A 15582-nucleotide genomic window follows, 5' to 3' on the forward strand; every position below is an offset into this window, starting at 1 on the left:
ATGGCCCTGTCCCGTCGCACAGGTCAACGGTTTCAGGGCTCGGTCTGGCCCGGCTTCGTGGATGCGATAACCGGGCTTTTGATGGTTTTGACCTTCGTTCTGACGATCTTCATGGTGGTTCAGTTCGTCCTGCGGGAAACGATTTCGGGGCAGGAAGACGAGCTGACAGCACTGTCTGACGAAGTTGCCGCGTTGGCCGGTGCGCTGGGGCTGGAAGAACGCGAAAACAGCCGACTTGAAGCGCGGCTTGGGGCGCTGAACGCGACCTTGTCTGAAACCGAAGACGAGTTGGCTCAGGCCGAAGATAGCCTTTCGGAGGCGCAATCGCGGATCACGGGGTTTGAGGCGCAGGTTGCGGCATTGCTGGCCGATCAGGATCGCGCGCAAGATGTCATTGCCTCGCTTGAGGCGGAACGGCAGGGGCTACAGGACCAACAGGATCAGTTGCTGTCGAAACAGGATGCTTTGAATCTTGCGCTGGCCCAAAGTCGCGCCGAGATTGATGCACAGGCCGAGGCCGCCCGGTTGGCTGCGGCCCGCCGCGAAGCGCTGGAAGCTCTGGTTGCCGATCTGGAGCAAAGCGAAACTGCCCAGGCGGCGCTGATCACGGAACTTGAAGATCAACTCAGTGCCGAAGAGGCAGCCCGTCTGGCCGAAGCGGCAGCGGCAGAGAACCTGCGCGACCGATTGCAGAACGCCGATGCCGAGCTGACTGCGATGACACTGGCGTTGGAAGCGCAGCGCAAAGAGGCGGAAGAAACGCTGACCCTTTTGGCTGCCGCCCAAGCCGCGCGTGCCGAGCTTGAGCGTCAATTTGGAGAGCTAAATACCGAAGAGCTTGAGGCGCAGTTGCAGGCTGCCCTTGCCGCGCAAACTCAGGCACAGACGGATGCACAGGAACAACGCACATTGGCCGAGGAGCGCGCTGCCCTGTTGGCCGTGGCCCGCGATGCGATTTCGACCGAAAAAGAGATATCCGAGCAGGCGCAGCGTCAAACCGCCTTGTTGAATCAGCAACTCGCTGCGCTGCGTCAGCAATTGGGCGGGTTGCAGGCGCTGTTGGACGATTATGAAGAGCGCAACGCCGCCGCCGATATCCGCATCCAAACGCTGGGGCAGGATCTGAATGCCGCTTTGGCCCGCGCGGCCTCGGAAGAACGCCGCCGCCGCCTGCTGGAAGAGGCCGAGCGCGCCCGTCTGGAGGCTGAAGCCGAAGCTCTGTCAGGCCAGAATGAAGAACTGGCCGCGCAGGCAGAGGATTTGCAGCGCTATCGTTCTGAATTCTTCGGCAGATTGCGCGATGTTCTGGGGGATCAAGACGGGGTGCGGATCGAAGGGGATCGGTTCGTCTTTTCGTCCGAGGTTCTGTTTGACACCGGCTCGGCCGTGCTGTCGCCCGAAGGACAGCTCGAGGTCGCCAAAGTGGCCAACATCCTACGCAGCGTGGCCGCTGAAATCCCCGAAGGGCTGAACTGGGTCATTCGTGTCGACGGCCACACGGACAATGTCCCCCTCGCGGGGTCGGGGCGCTATCGCGACAACTGGGAACTGAGCCAGGGTCGCGCCCTGTCGGTGGTTCTGTATATGGTCGAGGCGCTGGGTATTCCGCCCAGCCGGCTTGCGGCAAACGGCTTTGGAGAGTTCCAGCCCGTCAATCCGGCCGACACACCCGAAGCACGGGCCCAGAACCGGCGCATCGAGCTGAAGCTGACGGAACGATAACCAGCGCTTTGCCTTGTGCTCAGCGACGCCCAAAGCGATAGCTGTCGTCTGGCGTACCAGTGAAACACCGTGGGATGACCGGGTAGTTTTCAGTTAGGAAATAGGCGTATGTTCCATACGGATATTCGGGTGAGACCGTGAAGCCTCCGTTGCATTCGTCCAGATTTCCGGTTCCAGCGCGGTAAACATAGTCCTCATTGAAGGTGCCATCAAACTTTCCGTCTGGCGCGCTGCCTCCGCGTCGATTGCCGTTCTTCAGTTGGCAGGATGAGGTCATTTGCGTCACGTTCCCATCCTCAATACCAGTCATCGCATAGATCGGGAAACCATCTGCGGCATATCCGACCAGAGGCGAATGTCGGGTCGGCGTGTATTTCAATAGTTCGATCAAGCCGGTCGGGATACCGTGATAGTGGTACTTTCCGCCGGGCTGAACATGGGCGTGGTTTTCGTCAAGTCCCAGCGAAATTGCGCCGCCAAGCGCGTTGTATGACCAACCCGATCTTGGATCTCCATTCCAGTATTCTACCGCCAGCGGATCAAACACCACACCGTCTATCGACACGCCGAAATTCCAACCCAGCTCCAGAGGCTTAGGCGTGCGACTTGGTTTTGGATGCGCGGGTACGCTGAGATTGACTCGTTGCTCGGAAAGGCTGTGCGGGTTGCCTCGGTTTGGAAAGCGACCGACCAGATGGTCCGGTATCCCATTTGCGGAAACGCTTACGCGATTTTTGGCTTCGGTGAGATCAACGTAACTGACCCCCGGATCAATCGTGGCCGGTTGCAGAATTAGTGGCCGCGTTGTCGTTTCATCATGATAGCGAAACCTGTGTTGTGCGGTCATTATTGTGGCGATCACGGCAAAGGTTAAGGAAGAGCCCCAAAGGACGGCGGGTTTAAGCATTCGACTCTCTAATTCGCTTCAACGGTGATTGTGAAACGTGCGCGAGAAGTCGTTCCGTCGAAAAACGCGCCCACGGGCGCGCAATCGTCTGGCGTTGATACAAAATCGCCCGGATGCAGGTGCAACCGGGCGATCAATGTTTCTAAACGCTTGTGCAATCAGTCTGCTGTTAGCAGCGGCGGCTTGTCGCCCGGAATGCGGGGCTGATCGGGGCCCAGAATTTCCAGGTTCAGATCGCCTTTCTTAACCGAAACGCGAACCACACCACCCTTGGCCAACTTACCGAACAATAGCTCTTCAGCCAGAGGCTTCTTGATGTGTTCCTGGATCACCCGGCCCAGAGGGCGTGCGCCCATCTTGTCATCATACCCCTTGTCCGCCAGCCATTCGGCGGCTTTGGGTGTCAGGTCAAATGTCACATTGCGGTCCATCAACTGTGCTTCCAGCTGCAGGACGAATTTCTCGACCACTTGCAGGATGACCTCTTTCGGCAGCGGTGCGAAGGAAATCACAGCGTCCAGACGATTGCGGAATTCCGGTGTGAAGGTCCGTTCAATCGCAGCCGTATCTTCGCCTTCGCGGCGATCACGGCCAAAGCCGATTGCCGCCTTCGCCTGTTCCTGTGCACCGGCGTTCGAGGTCATAATCAGCACCACGTTGCGGAAATTCACCGTGCGACCATTGTGATCGGTCAGCTCACCATGGTCCATCACCTGCAACAGGATGTTGAACACATCCGGGTGCGCCTTCTCGATCTCGTCCAGTAGCAATACGCAATGGGGATGCTGGTCAACGCCGTCGGTCAACAGACCGCCCTGATCGAACCCAACATAACCCGGAGGTGCACCGATCAAGCGTGAGACCGCGTGCTTCTCCATGTATTCCGACATGTCAAAGCGCAGCAGTTCAACACCCAGCGTATCGGCCAGCTGTTTCGCCACTTCGGTTTTGCCCACACCGGTCGGACCTGCGAACAGGTAATTGCCGATGGGCTTTTCAGGCTCACGCAGGCCAGCCCGCGCCAGTTTGATCGCGCTGGAAAGCGCGACAATGGCGTCGTCCTGACCGAACACCACCCGTTTCAACGCGGTCTCAAGGTCTTTCAGAACCTCGGCATCGTCCTTGGTGACATTCTTGGGCGGGATGCGGGCAATCTTGGCCACCACGGCCTCGATCTCTTTCACGCCAATGGTTTTGCGACGCTTGCTTTCCGCGACCAAATGCTGAGCTGCGCCGGCTTCGTCAATCACGTCGATGGCCTTGTCAGGCAGCTTGCGGTCATTGATGTAGCGCGCCGACAGTTCCACCGCCGTTTTGATCGCGTCCGCAGTGTATTTGATCGCGTGATGCTCTTCAAAATACGGTTTAAGGCCGCGCAGAATTTTCACGCTGTCCTCGACCGAAGGCTCATTCACGTCGATCTTCTGGAACCGGCGGCTGAGCGCGCGGTCCTTTTCGAAATGCTGCCGGAACTCTTTGTAGGTGGTCGAACCCATCGTGCGCAGTTTACCGCCCTGTAAGGCTGGTTTCAGCAGGTTCGACGCATCCATTGCGCCGCCCGAAGTGGCGCCTGCGCCGATGACCGTGTGAATTTCGTCAATGAACAGCACCGCATCGGGATGCTCTTCCAACTCGGTCACGACCGCCTTCAGCCGTTCCTCGAAATCACCGCGATAGCGCGTACCGGCCAGCAGCGCGCCCATATCCAGCGAATAAATCGTTGTCTCGGACAGCACATCGGGGGCTTCGCCCGCGACGATTTTGTGCGCAAGACCTTCGGCAATAGCCGTTTTGCCCACGCCCGGATCGCCAACCAGCAACGGATTGTTCTTGCGGCGGCGGCAAAGCACCTGGATACAGCGTTCAACCTCGTCCGAGCGCCCAATCAGCGGATCAACGTCACCCGCGCGGGATTTGGTGTTTAGATCGACACAGTACTTTCCAAGAGCGCTTTCTTTTTGCTCGCCTTCGCCCGTGCCAGACTGCGGTTCCTCTTCAACCTGATCCGCGCCCGAAACTGAGCGGTTTTCGCCGTAAGCAGGGTCTTTAGCGACGCCGTGAGCGATGAAATTCACCGCGTCATAGCGTGTCATGTCCTGTTCCTGCAGGAAATAGGCTGCGTTGCTTTCACGTTCCGCGAAGATGGCGACCAGAACATTGGCGCCCGTCACCTCAGTCCGGCCAGAGCTTTGCACGTGGATCGCGGCGCGCTGGATCACGCGCTGGAAAGCGGCTGTTGGCACGGCTTCTGACCCGTCAATGTCGGTGACGAGGTTGGATAAATCTTCGTCAATGAATTCGACCAGAGTGCTACGCAAGTCCTCAAGATCAACGCTGCAGGCTTTCATGACGCGGATCGCATCCGGTTCTTCCAGCAGCGCCAAAAGCAGATGCTCCAGCGTGGCGAATTCGTGTCGCCGTTCGTTCGCTGCCGCAAGGGCCGCGTGAATGGCTTGTTCTAAAGTGCTCGAGAATGAAGGCACGCGGGTGCTCCTCTGTCTTGGGTCGGAAGGGGCGCGGGCTTTCGGCCGGATCCCCATCCCAACCATGTCCTCATACTATTAGAGTTTGGTTGATCATGGCCCGGCTTCAAGGGTTTTCTTTCACTTGACAGTCACATTTATTGTGACCGTGGCTGTGAAGTTGGGGAAATAGGCATCAAAAGCGGTCTTTTCTAGCCCGGATTTCCGCAAATACAGCCGCCGGATCCGCGCCCGCCATGCCCAGATGCGCTTGAATCGCCGGATCTGCGGCGCGCAGGAAAGGATTTGTTGCGTTTTCCAATGCCAATGTCGAGGGCACCGTTGGTTCATTCGCTGCCCGCGCGCGGTCGATATCGGCAGCGCGGTCTTGCAGCGCAGCATTGTCCGGATCGACCGTCAGGGCAAACTTGGCGTTCGATTGTGTATATTCGTGACCTGAACACACTATAGTATCGTCGGGCAGGGCGGCCAATTTCGACAGGGAGGCCCACATTTGAGGCGCTGTGCCTTCGAACAGACGCCCGCAGCCGAGGGCCATCAGGCTGTCTGCGGTAAAAACGGCAGCACTTTGGGGCATGTAAAACGCGATATGTCCGACCGTATGGCCTGAGACATCCAACACCTGAACTTGCTCTCCGCCCAGTTCAAACGTATCGCCATCGCTGACTTGTTGATCCAATGGTGGCAAGCGGTGCGCGTCGGCAGCGGCCCCGATCACTTTGGCGGTGTGCTTTTCCAGAATGGCCGGCAAGCCGTCCACATGGTCATAGTGGTGATGAGTCAACAACACGTGGCTGAGCGTCCAGCCGCGCCGGTCCAGCTCGGCCAGAATGGGTCCTGCTTCGGGCGCGTCGATCAAAGCGGTGTTGCCGCTTGCGGCGTCATGCGCCAGAAAAGCGTAGTTATCGCTGAGACATGGAATGGTGACGATTTCAAGAGGCATGGCCTTTTGCCCTTTCGTTGCTAGACTGCGCCGAAGCTAAGCCGATTGACCGGGTGTCCGCAATGCATCTTGATGTGCAGGATCTGAGGAATTTCTACTACCGCAGCACATTGGGGCGTGCGGCGCAGGCGGCGATCCGGGGCCGGTTGATCGAACAATGGCCCGAAGCCAAAGGCCAGACAGTCGCCGGGTTTGGCTTTGCCGTACCCTTGCTGCGCCCTTACCTGGCAGATGCCCGGCGGGTGATTGGGCTGATGCCTGGGCCGCAAGGCGTTATGCCGTGGCCCGCGGGGATGCCCAATGTCTCGGTCCTGACGGAAGAGACGATGTGGCCGATAGAGACCGGGCACGTGGACAAGCTGGTGGTGATGCACGGGCTTGAGACCTCGCAGCGGCCAAGCGAACTGTTAAATGAATGCTGGCGGGTTCTGGGCCCCGGTGGGCGCGCGTTCTTTATTGTGCCCAACCGCGCGGGATTGTGGTCACGGACGGATCGGACGCCGTTTGGCTTTGGACGTCCGTATTCAGCATCGCAGCTAGAAAACCAGCTTCGGGCGCATCATTTTGAACCGGAAAGCCATTGCTCGGCATTGTATTTGCCTCCCTCGTTCCGGCGGTTCTGGCTCAAGTCGGGCAATCTGATCGAAAAGACGGGCCAGCGGATACCCACCGTCATGGCTGGAGGCGTTCTGATGGTCGAAGCAACAAAGCATATTCGACCCCCAAGCGGCAGCGTCACCAAGGATCCTGTCCGTCGTCCGATCAAGGCACTAGACGGTCTGTTGAAGCCCGCCTAACTCTTGCCTGCTTTTTTACGCCACGTCAAAGCGGGAAAACGCGGCAAAAACGCCTCAGGAATCGCAAAAACCTACACTTTCGTAACATTTTTCGCCCCTTGCAGCCGGACAAAAGGGTCGCACCCTGTGTAAATATTTGAAATCAAACACTTTGTGGATAAAGTCACCCCCGTGATAATATGTTGCTAGCTGGGTTCGGCTCTGCTACATCCCCGGTGATTTTGATCCCCGCCCTAAAAGGACGGGGTTTCCTCACGCCCCAAGGTAGCGGCCGCTACCCGAAATCGGGGCCTCAAATATCGGAAGGGTGGACGTGTCCGAACCAGCTTCGATTTCCACAGGCATCGCCGAGCGCTATGCCACCGCGATCTTCGAGATCGCGAAAGAGAATAAAGACCTCGCAGGTCTGGAGACCGGAATTAACGATCTGGCAGCAGCATTGGGCGACAGCGCCGAACTGCGTAACCTGATCGCTTCGCCTCTGGTTTCGCGCGCCGAACAGGAAGGCGCCATTACCGCAATCGCCGACAAAATGGGCCTGAACGCCATCCTGCGCAACACGCTGGGCCTGATGGCACAAAAACGCCGCCTGTTTGTCGTACCGCAGCTGGTGCAGGTTCTGCGCGACATGCTGGCCGAAGAGCGTGGCGAAGTGACTGCCGATGTTGCCTCGGCCAAAGCGCTGACCAAGACACAGATGGAAAAACTGTCCAAGACGCTGTCCGAGCGTGTGGGCAAGACCGTGACAATCAATGCGACCGTGGATGAAAGCCTCATCGGCGGTCTTGTCGTTAAAGTGGGCTCGAAAATGATCGATAGCTCGATCCGTTCGAAGCTGAACTCCCTACAGAATGCAATGAAAGAGGTCGGATAAATGGGAATCCAAGCTGCAGAGATTTCTGCAATCCTGAAGGACCAGATCAAGAATTTTGGTCAGGAAGCCGAAGTGGCCGAGATCGGCCGCGTGCTGAGCGTCGGTGACGGGATTGCCCGTGTATACGGCCTGGACAACGTACAAGCCGGTGAGATGGTCGAATTCCCCGGTGGCATCATGGGCATGGCGCTGAACCTGGAAAGCGACAACGTCGGTGTCGTTATCTTCGGTTCCGACCGTGACATCAAAGAAGGTGACACAGTCAAGCGCACCAACTCGATCGTGGACGTTCCGATCGGTGACGAACTGCTGGGCCGCGTTGTTGACGGTCTGGGCAACCCGCTGGACGGCAAAGGCCCCATCAACGCTTCCAAGCGTGGCGTTGCAGACGTCAAAGCCCCTGGCATCATCCCGCGTAAATCGGTGCACGAGCCGATGGCAACCGGCCTGAAATCGGTTGACGCGATGATCCCGATCGGCCGTGGCCAGCGTGAGCTGATCATTGGTGACCGTCAGACCGGTAAAACCGCCGTTGCTCTGGACACCATCCTGAACCAGAAAGTCTACAACGACGCAGCAGGCGACGACGAGTCGAAGAAACTGTACTGCATCTACGTGGCTGTTGGGCAGAAGCGTTCGACCGTGGCACAGCTGGTGAAGAAGCTGGAAGAATCCGGCGCGATTGAGTACTCGATCGTTGTGGCCGCAACCGCGTCTGACCCGGCGCCGATGCAGTTCCTGGCGCCGTACTCGGCGACCGCGATGGCCGAATACTTCCGCGACAACGGCCGCCACGCGCTGATCATCTATGATGACCTGTCGAAGCAGGCTGTGTCCTATCGTCAGATGTCCCTGCTGCTGCGTCGTCCGCCCGGACGTGAAGCCTACCCTGGTGACGTTTTCTACCTCCACTCCCGTCTGCTGGAGCGTTCGGCGAAGCTGAACGAAGATTTCGGCGCAGGCTCGCTGACCGCTCTGCCGGTTATTGAAACCCAAGGTGGCGACGTTTCGGCGTTTATTCCGACCAACGTGATCTCGATCACCGACGGTCAGATCTTCCTGGAAACCGAACTGTTCTACCAGGGCATCCGTCCTGCTGTGAACACCGGTCTGTCGGTTTCGCGTGTGGGCTCGTCGGCCCAAACCAACGCGATGAAATCGGTCGCTGGACCGGTAAAACTGGAGCTGGCTCAGTACCGCGAAATGGCTGCGTTTGCGCAGTTCGGTTCGGACCTCGACGCCGCGACCCAGCAGCTGCTGAACCGTGGTGCGCGCCTGACCGAGCTGATGAAACAGCCGCAGTACTCGCCGCTGACCAACGCGGAAATCGTCTGCGTCATCTTCGCGGGCACCAACGGTTACCTCGATAAGATCGACGTCTCGGACGTTGGCCGCTATGAGGCCGGTCTGCTGGCGCACCTGCGCGGCAAGCACGCCGACCTGCTGAAATGGCTGACAGACGAAGATCCCAAGATCAAAGGTGACGCGTCCGACAAGATCAAGGCAGCGATCGACGAATACGCCGCGACCTTCGCGTAACGGGGGGTTCCGATGCCTAGTCTGAAGGACCTTAAAAACAGGATCGAGTCGGTCAAATCGACCCGCAAGATCACCAAGGCCATGCAGATGGTCGCGGCTGCAAAACTGCGCCGCGCCCAGGAATCTGCTGAAGCCTCACGCCCCTATGCCGAGCGGTTCAATGCCGTTATGGCGGGGCTGGCGGCTTCGGTCGGGGGCAGCGACAGCGCCCCCAAGCTGCTCCGTGGTACGGGCAGCGATGATGTCCATCTGCTGGTTGTGATGACAGCTGAACGCGGCCTGTGTGGCGGCTTCAACTCGAACATCGCCAAGCTGGCCCGCCAAAAGGCGGAAGAGCTGCGCGGCAAAGGCAAGACGGTCAAGGTTCTGACCGTTGGCAAGAAAGGCCGCGACGCGCTCAAGCGCGATTTGGGCGATCTGTTCGTTGGACATGTCGACCTGAGCGAGGTCAAGCGCATTGGCTATGCCAACGCGCAGGACATCGCGAAGGACATCCTGTCCCGCTTTGACGGGGCTGAGTTCGATGTTGCCACGATCTTCTACTCGAAGTTCGTCAACGTCGTGACCCAGATCCCGACGGCACAGCAAATCATCCCCGCCTCGTTCGAGGACGACGCGGCAGGTGACGACAGCGGTGCCATCTTCGACTACGAGCCCAGCGAAGAGGCCATTCTGGCCGACCTGCTGCCCAAGGGGGTTGCCACCGCGATCTTCTCGGCTCTGCTCGAAAACGGAGCGTCTGAACAGGGTGCACGGATGTCCGCAATGGACAACGCGACACGCAACGCGGGCGAAATGATCGACAAGCTGACGATCCAGTTCAACCGCTCGCGTCAGGCCGTGATCACCAACGAGCTGATTGAAATTATTTCCGGCGCCGAAGCGCTGTAGAGACATACCGGAGACGAAACATGGCGAATGCAAAAGGCAAAGTCACACAGATCATCGGGGCCGTCGTCGACGTGCAGTTCGATGACGCACTGCCTGAAATTCTGAACGCGCTGGAAACCACCAACAACGGCAAACGCCTGGTGTTGGAAGTTGCTCAGCACCTGGGTGAAAACACCGTCCGTACCATCGCGATGGACGCGACCGAAGGTCTGGTCCGTGGCGAAGTTGTGACCGACACCGGCGCACCGATCTCGGTTCCGGTTGGCAACGCCACCCTGGGCCGCATCCTGAACGTGGTCGGCGAGCCGATCGACGAAAAAGGCGACGTTGTTGCGTCGGAAACCCGCGCAATCCACCAGCCCGCACCTGAGTTCGCGGAACAGTCGACCGAGTCGGAAATCCTGGTGACCGGCATCAAGGTTGTTGACCTGCTGGCTCCTTACGCCAAAGGCGGTAAAATTGGCCTCTTCGGTGGCGCGGGCGTTGGTAAAACCGTTCTGATCATGGAACTGATCAACAACATCGCCAAAGTGCACTCGGGCTTTTCCGTGTTCGCGGGTGTTGGTGAACGGACCCGTGAAGGGAACGACCTGTACCACGAGATGATCGAATCGAACGTGATTAAGCCCGACAACCTGTCGGAATCGCAGGTTGCCCTGGTTTACGGTCAGATGAACGAACCTCCGGGTGCGCGTGCACGTGTTGCTCTGACCGGTCTGACCCTGGCCGAGCAGTTCCGCGACCAGTCCGGTACCGACGTTCTGTTCTTTGTCGACAACATCTTCCGCTTTACGCAGGCGGGTTCCGAGGTTTCGGCTCTGCTGGGTCGTATTCCTTCGGCGGTGGGCTACCAGCCGACGTTGGCCACCGACATGGGCGCCCTGCAAGAACGCATCACCTCGACCAAGTCGGGCTCGATCACCTCGGTGCAGGCCATCTACGTTCCCGCGGACGACTTGACCGACCCCGCGCCGGCAACATCGTTTGCTCACTTGGACGCAACCACCGTTCTTAACCGTGCGATCTCGGAAAAGGGTATCTACCCGGCGGTTGACCCGCTCGACTCGTCGTCGCGTCTGCTGGACCCTGCGATTGTGGGTGAAGAGCACTACGGCGTTGCGACCGACGTTCAGCAGATCCTTCAGCGCTACAAGTCGCTGCAGGACATCATCGCCATCCTCGGCATGGACGAACTGTCGGAAGAAGACAAACTGACCGTGGCTCGTGCCCGTAAGATCGAGCGCTTCCTGTCGCAGCCGTTCGACGTGGCCGAGGTTTTCACCGGTTCGCCGGGCGTTCAGGTTCCTCTGGATGTCACCATCTCGTCGTTCAAAGCCGTTGTGGCTGGCGAATATGATCACCTGCCCGAAGCGGCCTTCCTGATGGTTGGTGGCATCGACGAAGTGATCGCCAAAGCGGAAAAGATGGCCGCAGAAGCCGCCTAAGGAGTATCCCTGATGGCAAACACGATGCAATTCGACCTCGTCAGCCCAGAGCGGAGCCTTGCTTCGCTTGAGGCCACCGCGGTCCAGCTACCCGGCGCGGACGGGGACATGACGGCAATGCCCGATCATGCCCCCACCATCACCACGCTACGCCCCGGTCTGCTGAAGGTTGAGGCACCTGCCGGAGCCAGCGAATACCTAGTCACTGGCGGGTTTGCCCAGATCAACGGCGACGGCCTGTCGGTTCTGGCTGAAAAAGCCATACCGGTTGCCGAAGTGACCCGGTCGCATCTGGATGACCTGATCGCTGAAGCCCGCGCCTCGCACGAGGCGGCAAAGGCCGGGGACGATCAGTCCATCGTTGACGATGCAGCCAAACTGCTGGCCGACATGGAAGCGCTTGGGACGCATATGAGCCTGTAACGGCTTGTTGCAAATGGATCATTCGAAACGGCCTCGCAATGCGGGGCCGTTTTTTTGTCGTGATTTGCTTGAAGTCTCAGATTAAGTTTTCAGTGTAAATGGTTATAGACGATAATGATGAAGACATTTCGCACCCACCCGATTGGTATCGACCAAGGCGAGACTGTACTGTTTTCCGAATTTTCCAATGGCGGGGACATGTGGACAGGCAACGGAACCCGAGAACGGCGCGCGGCTGTTACGTTCAGCCAGCCGTTCAGGACCACGCCAGTGGTTCAGGTTGGCATATCCCTATGGGATGTGGACACAACCACCGCCCTGCGCGCCGAGGTCAAGGCCGAGGATATCTCAGCCGAAGGCTTCAGCGCCGTTTTCCGCACTTGGTCAGACACCCGCATCGCGCGGATCAGGATGTCCTGGACAGCGATCGGAGAGGTGGCGCATGAGGATGACTGGGACATCTCCTAGCCATCCGACGTTTCAGGATTCGATCATGTCCACCCGTGTTGCGTGACGGCCGCCTTCGAAATCGGCTCCAAGGAAAGCATCCACGATATCCAGCGCCTGACCTTCACCTACGACGCGTGCACCGATGGACAGCATGTTGGCGTCGTTATGCTGGCGGATCATCCGGGCTGAGAACGCGTCGGAACACACACCGCAGCGAATGCCGGGGACCTTGTTCGCCGCCATCATGATGCCCTGTCCCGTGCCGCAAAGGATGATACCCAGTGCGCAATCACCCGAGGCAACGGCGTCAGCGGCGGCTTTGCCGTGGATCGGATAATGCGTGCTCTCAGGTGTTTGAGGGCCGATATCCATGACCTCCCATCCTTGGTCCGCGATATGTTTGGCAACCGCTTGGCGCAGCTCGATGGCGGCGTGGTCGCTGGAAAGAACGATGCGTTTGGGGGCTGTCACGGAAAGCTCCTGCCTTAGAGGGGTCACGAAAAAGGGCGGCTGCAAGGCCGCCCGTTCAGATCAGTCCATGTGGTACATGGATTCGTAGATCGGGGTCAGGGTCTTGTCCTCGAACAGCGACGAGACCGAGGTGCCGTTCCAAATGTTCAGGATCGCCTGCGTAAAGATGGGCGCTGTCGGAACAATGCGGATATTTTTGGCTTTGGCGACTTCTTTGGTGGGTTGGATTGTGTCGGTCAGAACCAGTGATTTCATCACCGAGTTTGTCACACGCTCAACCGCCGGGCCGCTCATGACACCGTGGGTGATATAGGAATGCACCTCTTTCGCGCCGTTATCCAGCAGCACTTGCGCGGCCTTGCAGAGAGTACCCGCTGTGTCGCACATGTCGTCCACGATCAGGCAGATCTTGTCTTTGACGTCGCCGATGACAGTCATCTCGGCCACTTCGCCGGCCTTTTCGCGCCGCTTATCCACGATCGACAGCGGCGCTTCGATCCGCTTGGCCAATTCACGCGCGCGGGCCACACCGCCCACATCGGGTGAGACCACCATGATCTCATCCATCTGGTCCTTGAACTGGTTTTTCACATCCAGCGCGAAGATCGGTGAGGCATAAAGGTTGTCCACCGGGATATCAAAGAACCCCTGAATCTGGGCTGCGTGCAGGTCCATCGTCAGAACCCGCTCGATCCCGGCGCCGGTCAGCATGTTGGCAACCAGCTTGGCGGAAATCGGCGTGCGCGCCTTGGTGCGACGGTCCTGACGGGCATAGCCGAAATAAGGGATCACAGCAGTGATCCGCTGCGCGGATGAGCGGCGCAGCGCGTCGGCGATGATCAGCAGTTCCATCAGGTTATCGTTTGCCGGGTTCGAAGTCGGCTGGACGATGAACATATCCTCGCCGCGTACATTCTCGAACACTTCGACGAAAATCTCGCCGTCGTTAAAACGTTCGACCCGTGCGTCAACCAACCCCTGGTCAACGCCGCGATACAGGCTCATGCGGCGTGCAATGGTCTGGGCAAGCGGAAGATTGGCGTTCCCAGCGATCAGCTTGGGTTCGTTGAGTGTCGGCATCGGCTGAGGTCCCCGGGCAGCAAAGGCTAATGTGACAGATTCGTGATGTTGACACCGCTTAGCATGGCCTTACCGTCTCGCAAAGATAACGCAGCGGAGAAAGTGAACATGGCCACCATAGACTACTATTTTGCGACAATTTCGCCCTTCACCTATCTGGCCGGAACCCGGTTGGAAGAGGTGGCCGCGAAACATGGCGCGACAATTAACTACAAACCACTGGATATCATGGCCCTGTTTGGCCGGACCGGAGGCACCCCACCCAAGGACCGGCATATTTCGCGCACCGAATACCGAGCACAGGAATTGCAGCGTCAGGCCAAAAATCTGGGGATGGAATTCAACATTCAACCAGCACATTGGCCGACGAACATGGCGCCATCGTCCTATGCCGTGATCGCGGCGGCCAAGGATGGCTCAGGCGATGTGGGCAAGCTGGTCCATTCCTTCCTGCGCGCCTGCTGGGCCGAGGAAAAGGACATCGCGCAGGATGACGTGATCCGCGATTGCCTGTCGGCAGCCGGGTTCGACCCGAACCTCGCGGATAGCGGGTTGCTGGACGGTGCCGAAACCTATGCCGCCAATCTGGAACAGGCCGTGGACAGCGGTGCCTTTGGCGCGCCCTTCTATGTCACCGAGGACGGACAGCGGTTCTGGGGTCAGGACCGGATCGAGGACCTCGACCGTCACCTTTCCGAGATGAAAGGGTGAAGGACGGGGTGACTCTACCTTCCATATTTGTTCGATCACTGGGGCAGGGCGCGCGACAGGTGCTCGCCCTGCACTGCACGATTGCACACTCGGGGGCTTGGGCCGGTTTGGCGGCCTCTTTGGGCGCGCAGGCCACGCTTGTTGCGCCCGACATGCTATCGCACGGCAAAAGCCCTGATTGGGATGGGCAGAGCGACTTTTATGACCTGACCACCGCTCTGTCTGCGGCACAATTGACCCAGCCGATGGATGTGATCGGGCATTCCTTTGGCGCGATGATTGCCCTGCGCCTCGCGGTTAAACACCCGGAACTGATCCGCAGCGTGGTCCTAATCGAACCCGTATTCTTCGCTGTCGCCAAGTTGGATGCGCCCGATCTTCTGGCACAGCACGATGCGGCGGCACAGCCTTATGTAGAGGCGCTGGAAACAGGGGATATGCCGCTGGCGGCCCGCCTGTTCAACCGGATGTGGAGCACCGAGGAAAGCCCGCGCTGGCCGGATATGCCCGAGAAAACGCGCGCGGCGATGATCCGGGGGATCCGGGTCGTTCCAGATGTGGAACAAGCTCTGTTCCAGGATACAAAAGGGCTTCTGACGCCAGGTGTTCTGAACGAAGTCAAACGACCAACCTTGCTGATGACCGGCGGACACTCTCATCCGGTCATGCCTGCAATTTCACATGGATTGCAAAAACGCCTGCCCAACGCGTCCATCATCACTATCGAAGACGCAGGGCACATGCTGCCAATCTCGCACCCTAAGGAAACCGCCGCCCAGATAACCAATTTCTGGCACAGGCTGCCTCCTTCTTCTGTTTGAAAATACCTCGGGGGTTTGGGGGCAG

At 58.7% G+C, this 15582-nt stretch carries 15 protein-coding genes; 10 read left to right on the forward strand and 5 right to left on the reverse strand.

The genetic code is table 11. The annotated features are described in order from the left end of the window. The gene (locus tag AC2FJ6_RS05805) at positions 1 to 1722 is read left to right on the forward strand and encodes a peptidoglycan -binding protein (RefSeq protein ID WP_170768991.1); all 1722 of its coding nucleotides are present in this window, start codon (positions 1 to 3) and stop codon (positions 1720 to 1722) included. Between the two features lie 19 nt (positions 1723 to 1741). Here AC2FJ6_RS05805 and AC2FJ6_RS05810 read toward each other — a convergent pair whose 3' ends face one another. From AC2FJ6_RS05810 to gloB, 3 genes are all read right to left on the reverse strand, one after another. After that, complete coding sequence (locus AC2FJ6_RS05810; RefSeq protein WP_170768992.1) at positions 1742 to 2629, reverse strand: YHYH protein; 888 nt, start codon at positions 2627 to 2629, stop codon at positions 1742 to 1744. Positions 2630 to 2787: 158 nt separating this feature from the next. Beyond that, positions 2788 to 5112, reverse strand: coding sequence for an ATP-dependent Clp protease ATP-binding subunit ClpA (gene clpA, locus AC2FJ6_RS05815; RefSeq protein WP_170768993.1), 2325 nt, complete (start codon positions 5110 to 5112; stop codon positions 2788 to 2790). Positions 5113 to 5287: 175 nt separating this feature from the next. Continuing rightward, on the reverse strand, positions 5288 to 6055 hold the full coding sequence (gloB, locus tag AC2FJ6_RS05820; RefSeq protein ID WP_170768994.1) for a hydroxyacylglutathione hydrolase: 768 nt from the start codon (positions 6053 to 6055) through the stop codon (positions 5288 to 5290). 62 nt (positions 6056 to 6117) lie between these two features. Between gloB and AC2FJ6_RS05825 the strand changes: the two genes are divergently transcribed. The 7 genes from AC2FJ6_RS05825 to AC2FJ6_RS05855 all read left to right on the forward strand — a co-directional run bounded on the left by AC2FJ6_RS05825 (position 6118) and on the right by AC2FJ6_RS05855 (position 12492). Continuing rightward, entirely contained in the window at positions 6118 to 6852 is a 735-nt protein-coding gene (locus AC2FJ6_RS05825; RefSeq protein ID WP_170768995.1) for a class I SAM-dependent methyltransferase, read from the forward strand. Positions 6853 to 7165: 313 nt separating this feature from the next. Beyond that, positions 7166 to 7726 carry a F0F1 ATP synthase subunit delta gene (locus tag AC2FJ6_RS05830; RefSeq protein WP_170352320.1) on the forward strand — a complete coding sequence of 187 codons (561 nt, stop codon included), beginning with the start codon at positions 7166 to 7168 and terminating at the stop codon, positions 7724 to 7726. After that, positions 7727 to 9265: a F0F1 ATP synthase subunit alpha gene (gene atpA / locus AC2FJ6_RS05835; RefSeq protein ID WP_170352321.1), complete on the forward strand. Its 1539-nt coding sequence runs from the start codon at positions 7727 to 7729 to the stop codon at positions 9263 to 9265. A gap of 12 nt (positions 9266 to 9277) precedes the next feature. Beyond that, positions 9278 to 10156 carry a F0F1 ATP synthase subunit gamma gene (locus AC2FJ6_RS05840; RefSeq protein WP_170768996.1) on the forward strand — a complete coding sequence of 293 codons (879 nt, stop codon included), beginning with the start codon at positions 9278 to 9280 and terminating at the stop codon, positions 10154 to 10156. A 20-nt stretch (positions 10157 to 10176) separates the two neighbouring features. Beyond that, complete coding sequence (gene atpD / locus AC2FJ6_RS05845) at positions 10177 to 11601, forward strand: F0F1 ATP synthase subunit beta (protein WP_170768997.1); 1425 nt, start codon at positions 10177 to 10179, stop codon at positions 11599 to 11601. 12 nt (positions 11602 to 11613) lie between these two features. Beyond that, positions 11614 to 12024 (forward strand): F0F1 ATP synthase subunit epsilon, encoded by a 411-nt coding sequence (locus tag AC2FJ6_RS05850; RefSeq protein ID WP_170768998.1) that lies wholly within the window; start codon positions 11614 to 11616, stop codon positions 12022 to 12024. Positions 12025 to 12141: 117 nt separating this feature from the next. Further along, positions 12142 to 12492 (forward strand): H-type lectin domain-containing protein, encoded by a 351-nt coding sequence (locus AC2FJ6_RS05855; RefSeq protein ID WP_170768999.1) that lies wholly within the window; start codon positions 12142 to 12144, stop codon positions 12490 to 12492. A 12-nt stretch (positions 12493 to 12504) separates the two neighbouring features. On the opposite strand, the gene rpiB is transcribed toward AC2FJ6_RS05855, so the two are convergent. Together rpiB and AC2FJ6_RS05865 are read right to left on the reverse strand one after the other, a co-directional pair. Further along, positions 12505 to 12945: a ribose 5-phosphate isomerase B gene (gene rpiB, locus AC2FJ6_RS05860; protein WP_170769000.1), complete on the reverse strand. Its 441-nt coding sequence runs from the start codon at positions 12943 to 12945 to the stop codon at positions 12505 to 12507. 60 nt (positions 12946 to 13005) lie between these two features. Beyond that, positions 13006 to 14025, reverse strand: coding sequence for a ribose-phosphate pyrophosphokinase (locus AC2FJ6_RS05865; protein ID WP_170753405.1), 1020 nt, complete (start codon positions 14023 to 14025; stop codon positions 13006 to 13008). 108 nt (positions 14026 to 14133) lie between these two features. On the opposite strand from AC2FJ6_RS05865, the gene AC2FJ6_RS05870 reads away from it, so the two are divergent. After that, positions 14134 to 14736 carry a 2-hydroxychromene-2-carboxylate isomerase gene (locus tag AC2FJ6_RS05870; protein WP_170769001.1) on the forward strand — a complete coding sequence of 201 codons (603 nt, stop codon included), beginning with the start codon at positions 14134 to 14136 and terminating at the stop codon, positions 14734 to 14736. 8 nt (positions 14737 to 14744) lie between these two features. Continuing rightward, positions 14745 to 15557 carry an alpha/beta fold hydrolase gene (locus AC2FJ6_RS05875; protein ID WP_331252062.1) on the forward strand — a complete coding sequence of 271 codons (813 nt, stop codon included), beginning with the start codon at positions 14745 to 14747 and terminating at the stop codon, positions 15555 to 15557. Positions 15558 to 15582 lie beyond the last annotated feature (25 nt).

Source organism: Ruegeria sp. CDSA089 (assembly GCF_059612205.1).

Coding starts and splice junctions, on each gene's coding strand:
- AC2FJ6_RS05805 (WP_170768991.1), top strand. CDS start 1: ATGGCCCTGTCCCGTCGCACAGGTCAACGGTTTCAGGGCTCGGTCTGG.
- AC2FJ6_RS05810 (WP_170768992.1), bottom strand. CDS start 2,629: ATGCTTAAACCCGCCGTCCTTTGGGGCTCTTCCTTAACCTTTGCCGTG.
- gloB (WP_170768994.1), bottom strand. CDS start 6,055: ATGCCTCTTGAAATCGTCACCATTCCATGTCTCAGCGATAACTACGCT.
- AC2FJ6_RS05825 (WP_170768995.1), top strand. CDS start 6,118: ATGCATCTTGATGTGCAGGATCTGAGGAATTTCTACTACCGCAGCACA.
- atpA (WP_170352321.1), top strand. CDS start 7,727: ATGGGAATCCAAGCTGCAGAGATTTCTGCAATCCTGAAGGACCAGATC.
- AC2FJ6_RS05840 (WP_170768996.1), top strand. CDS start 9,278: ATGCCTAGTCTGAAGGACCTTAAAAACAGGATCGAGTCGGTCAAATCG.
- atpD (WP_170768997.1), top strand. CDS start 10,177: ATGGCGAATGCAAAAGGCAAAGTCACACAGATCATCGGGGCCGTCGTC.
- AC2FJ6_RS05850 (WP_170768998.1), top strand. CDS start 11,614: ATGGCAAACACGATGCAATTCGACCTCGTCAGCCCAGAGCGGAGCCTT.
- AC2FJ6_RS05855 (WP_170768999.1), top strand. CDS start 12,142: ATGAAGACATTTCGCACCCACCCGATTGGTATCGACCAAGGCGAGACT.
- AC2FJ6_RS05865 (WP_170753405.1), bottom strand. CDS start 14,025: ATGCCGACACTCAACGAACCCAAGCTGATCGCTGGGAACGCCAATCTT.
- AC2FJ6_RS05870 (WP_170769001.1), top strand. CDS start 14,134: ATGGCCACCATAGACTACTATTTTGCGACAATTTCGCCCTTCACCTAT.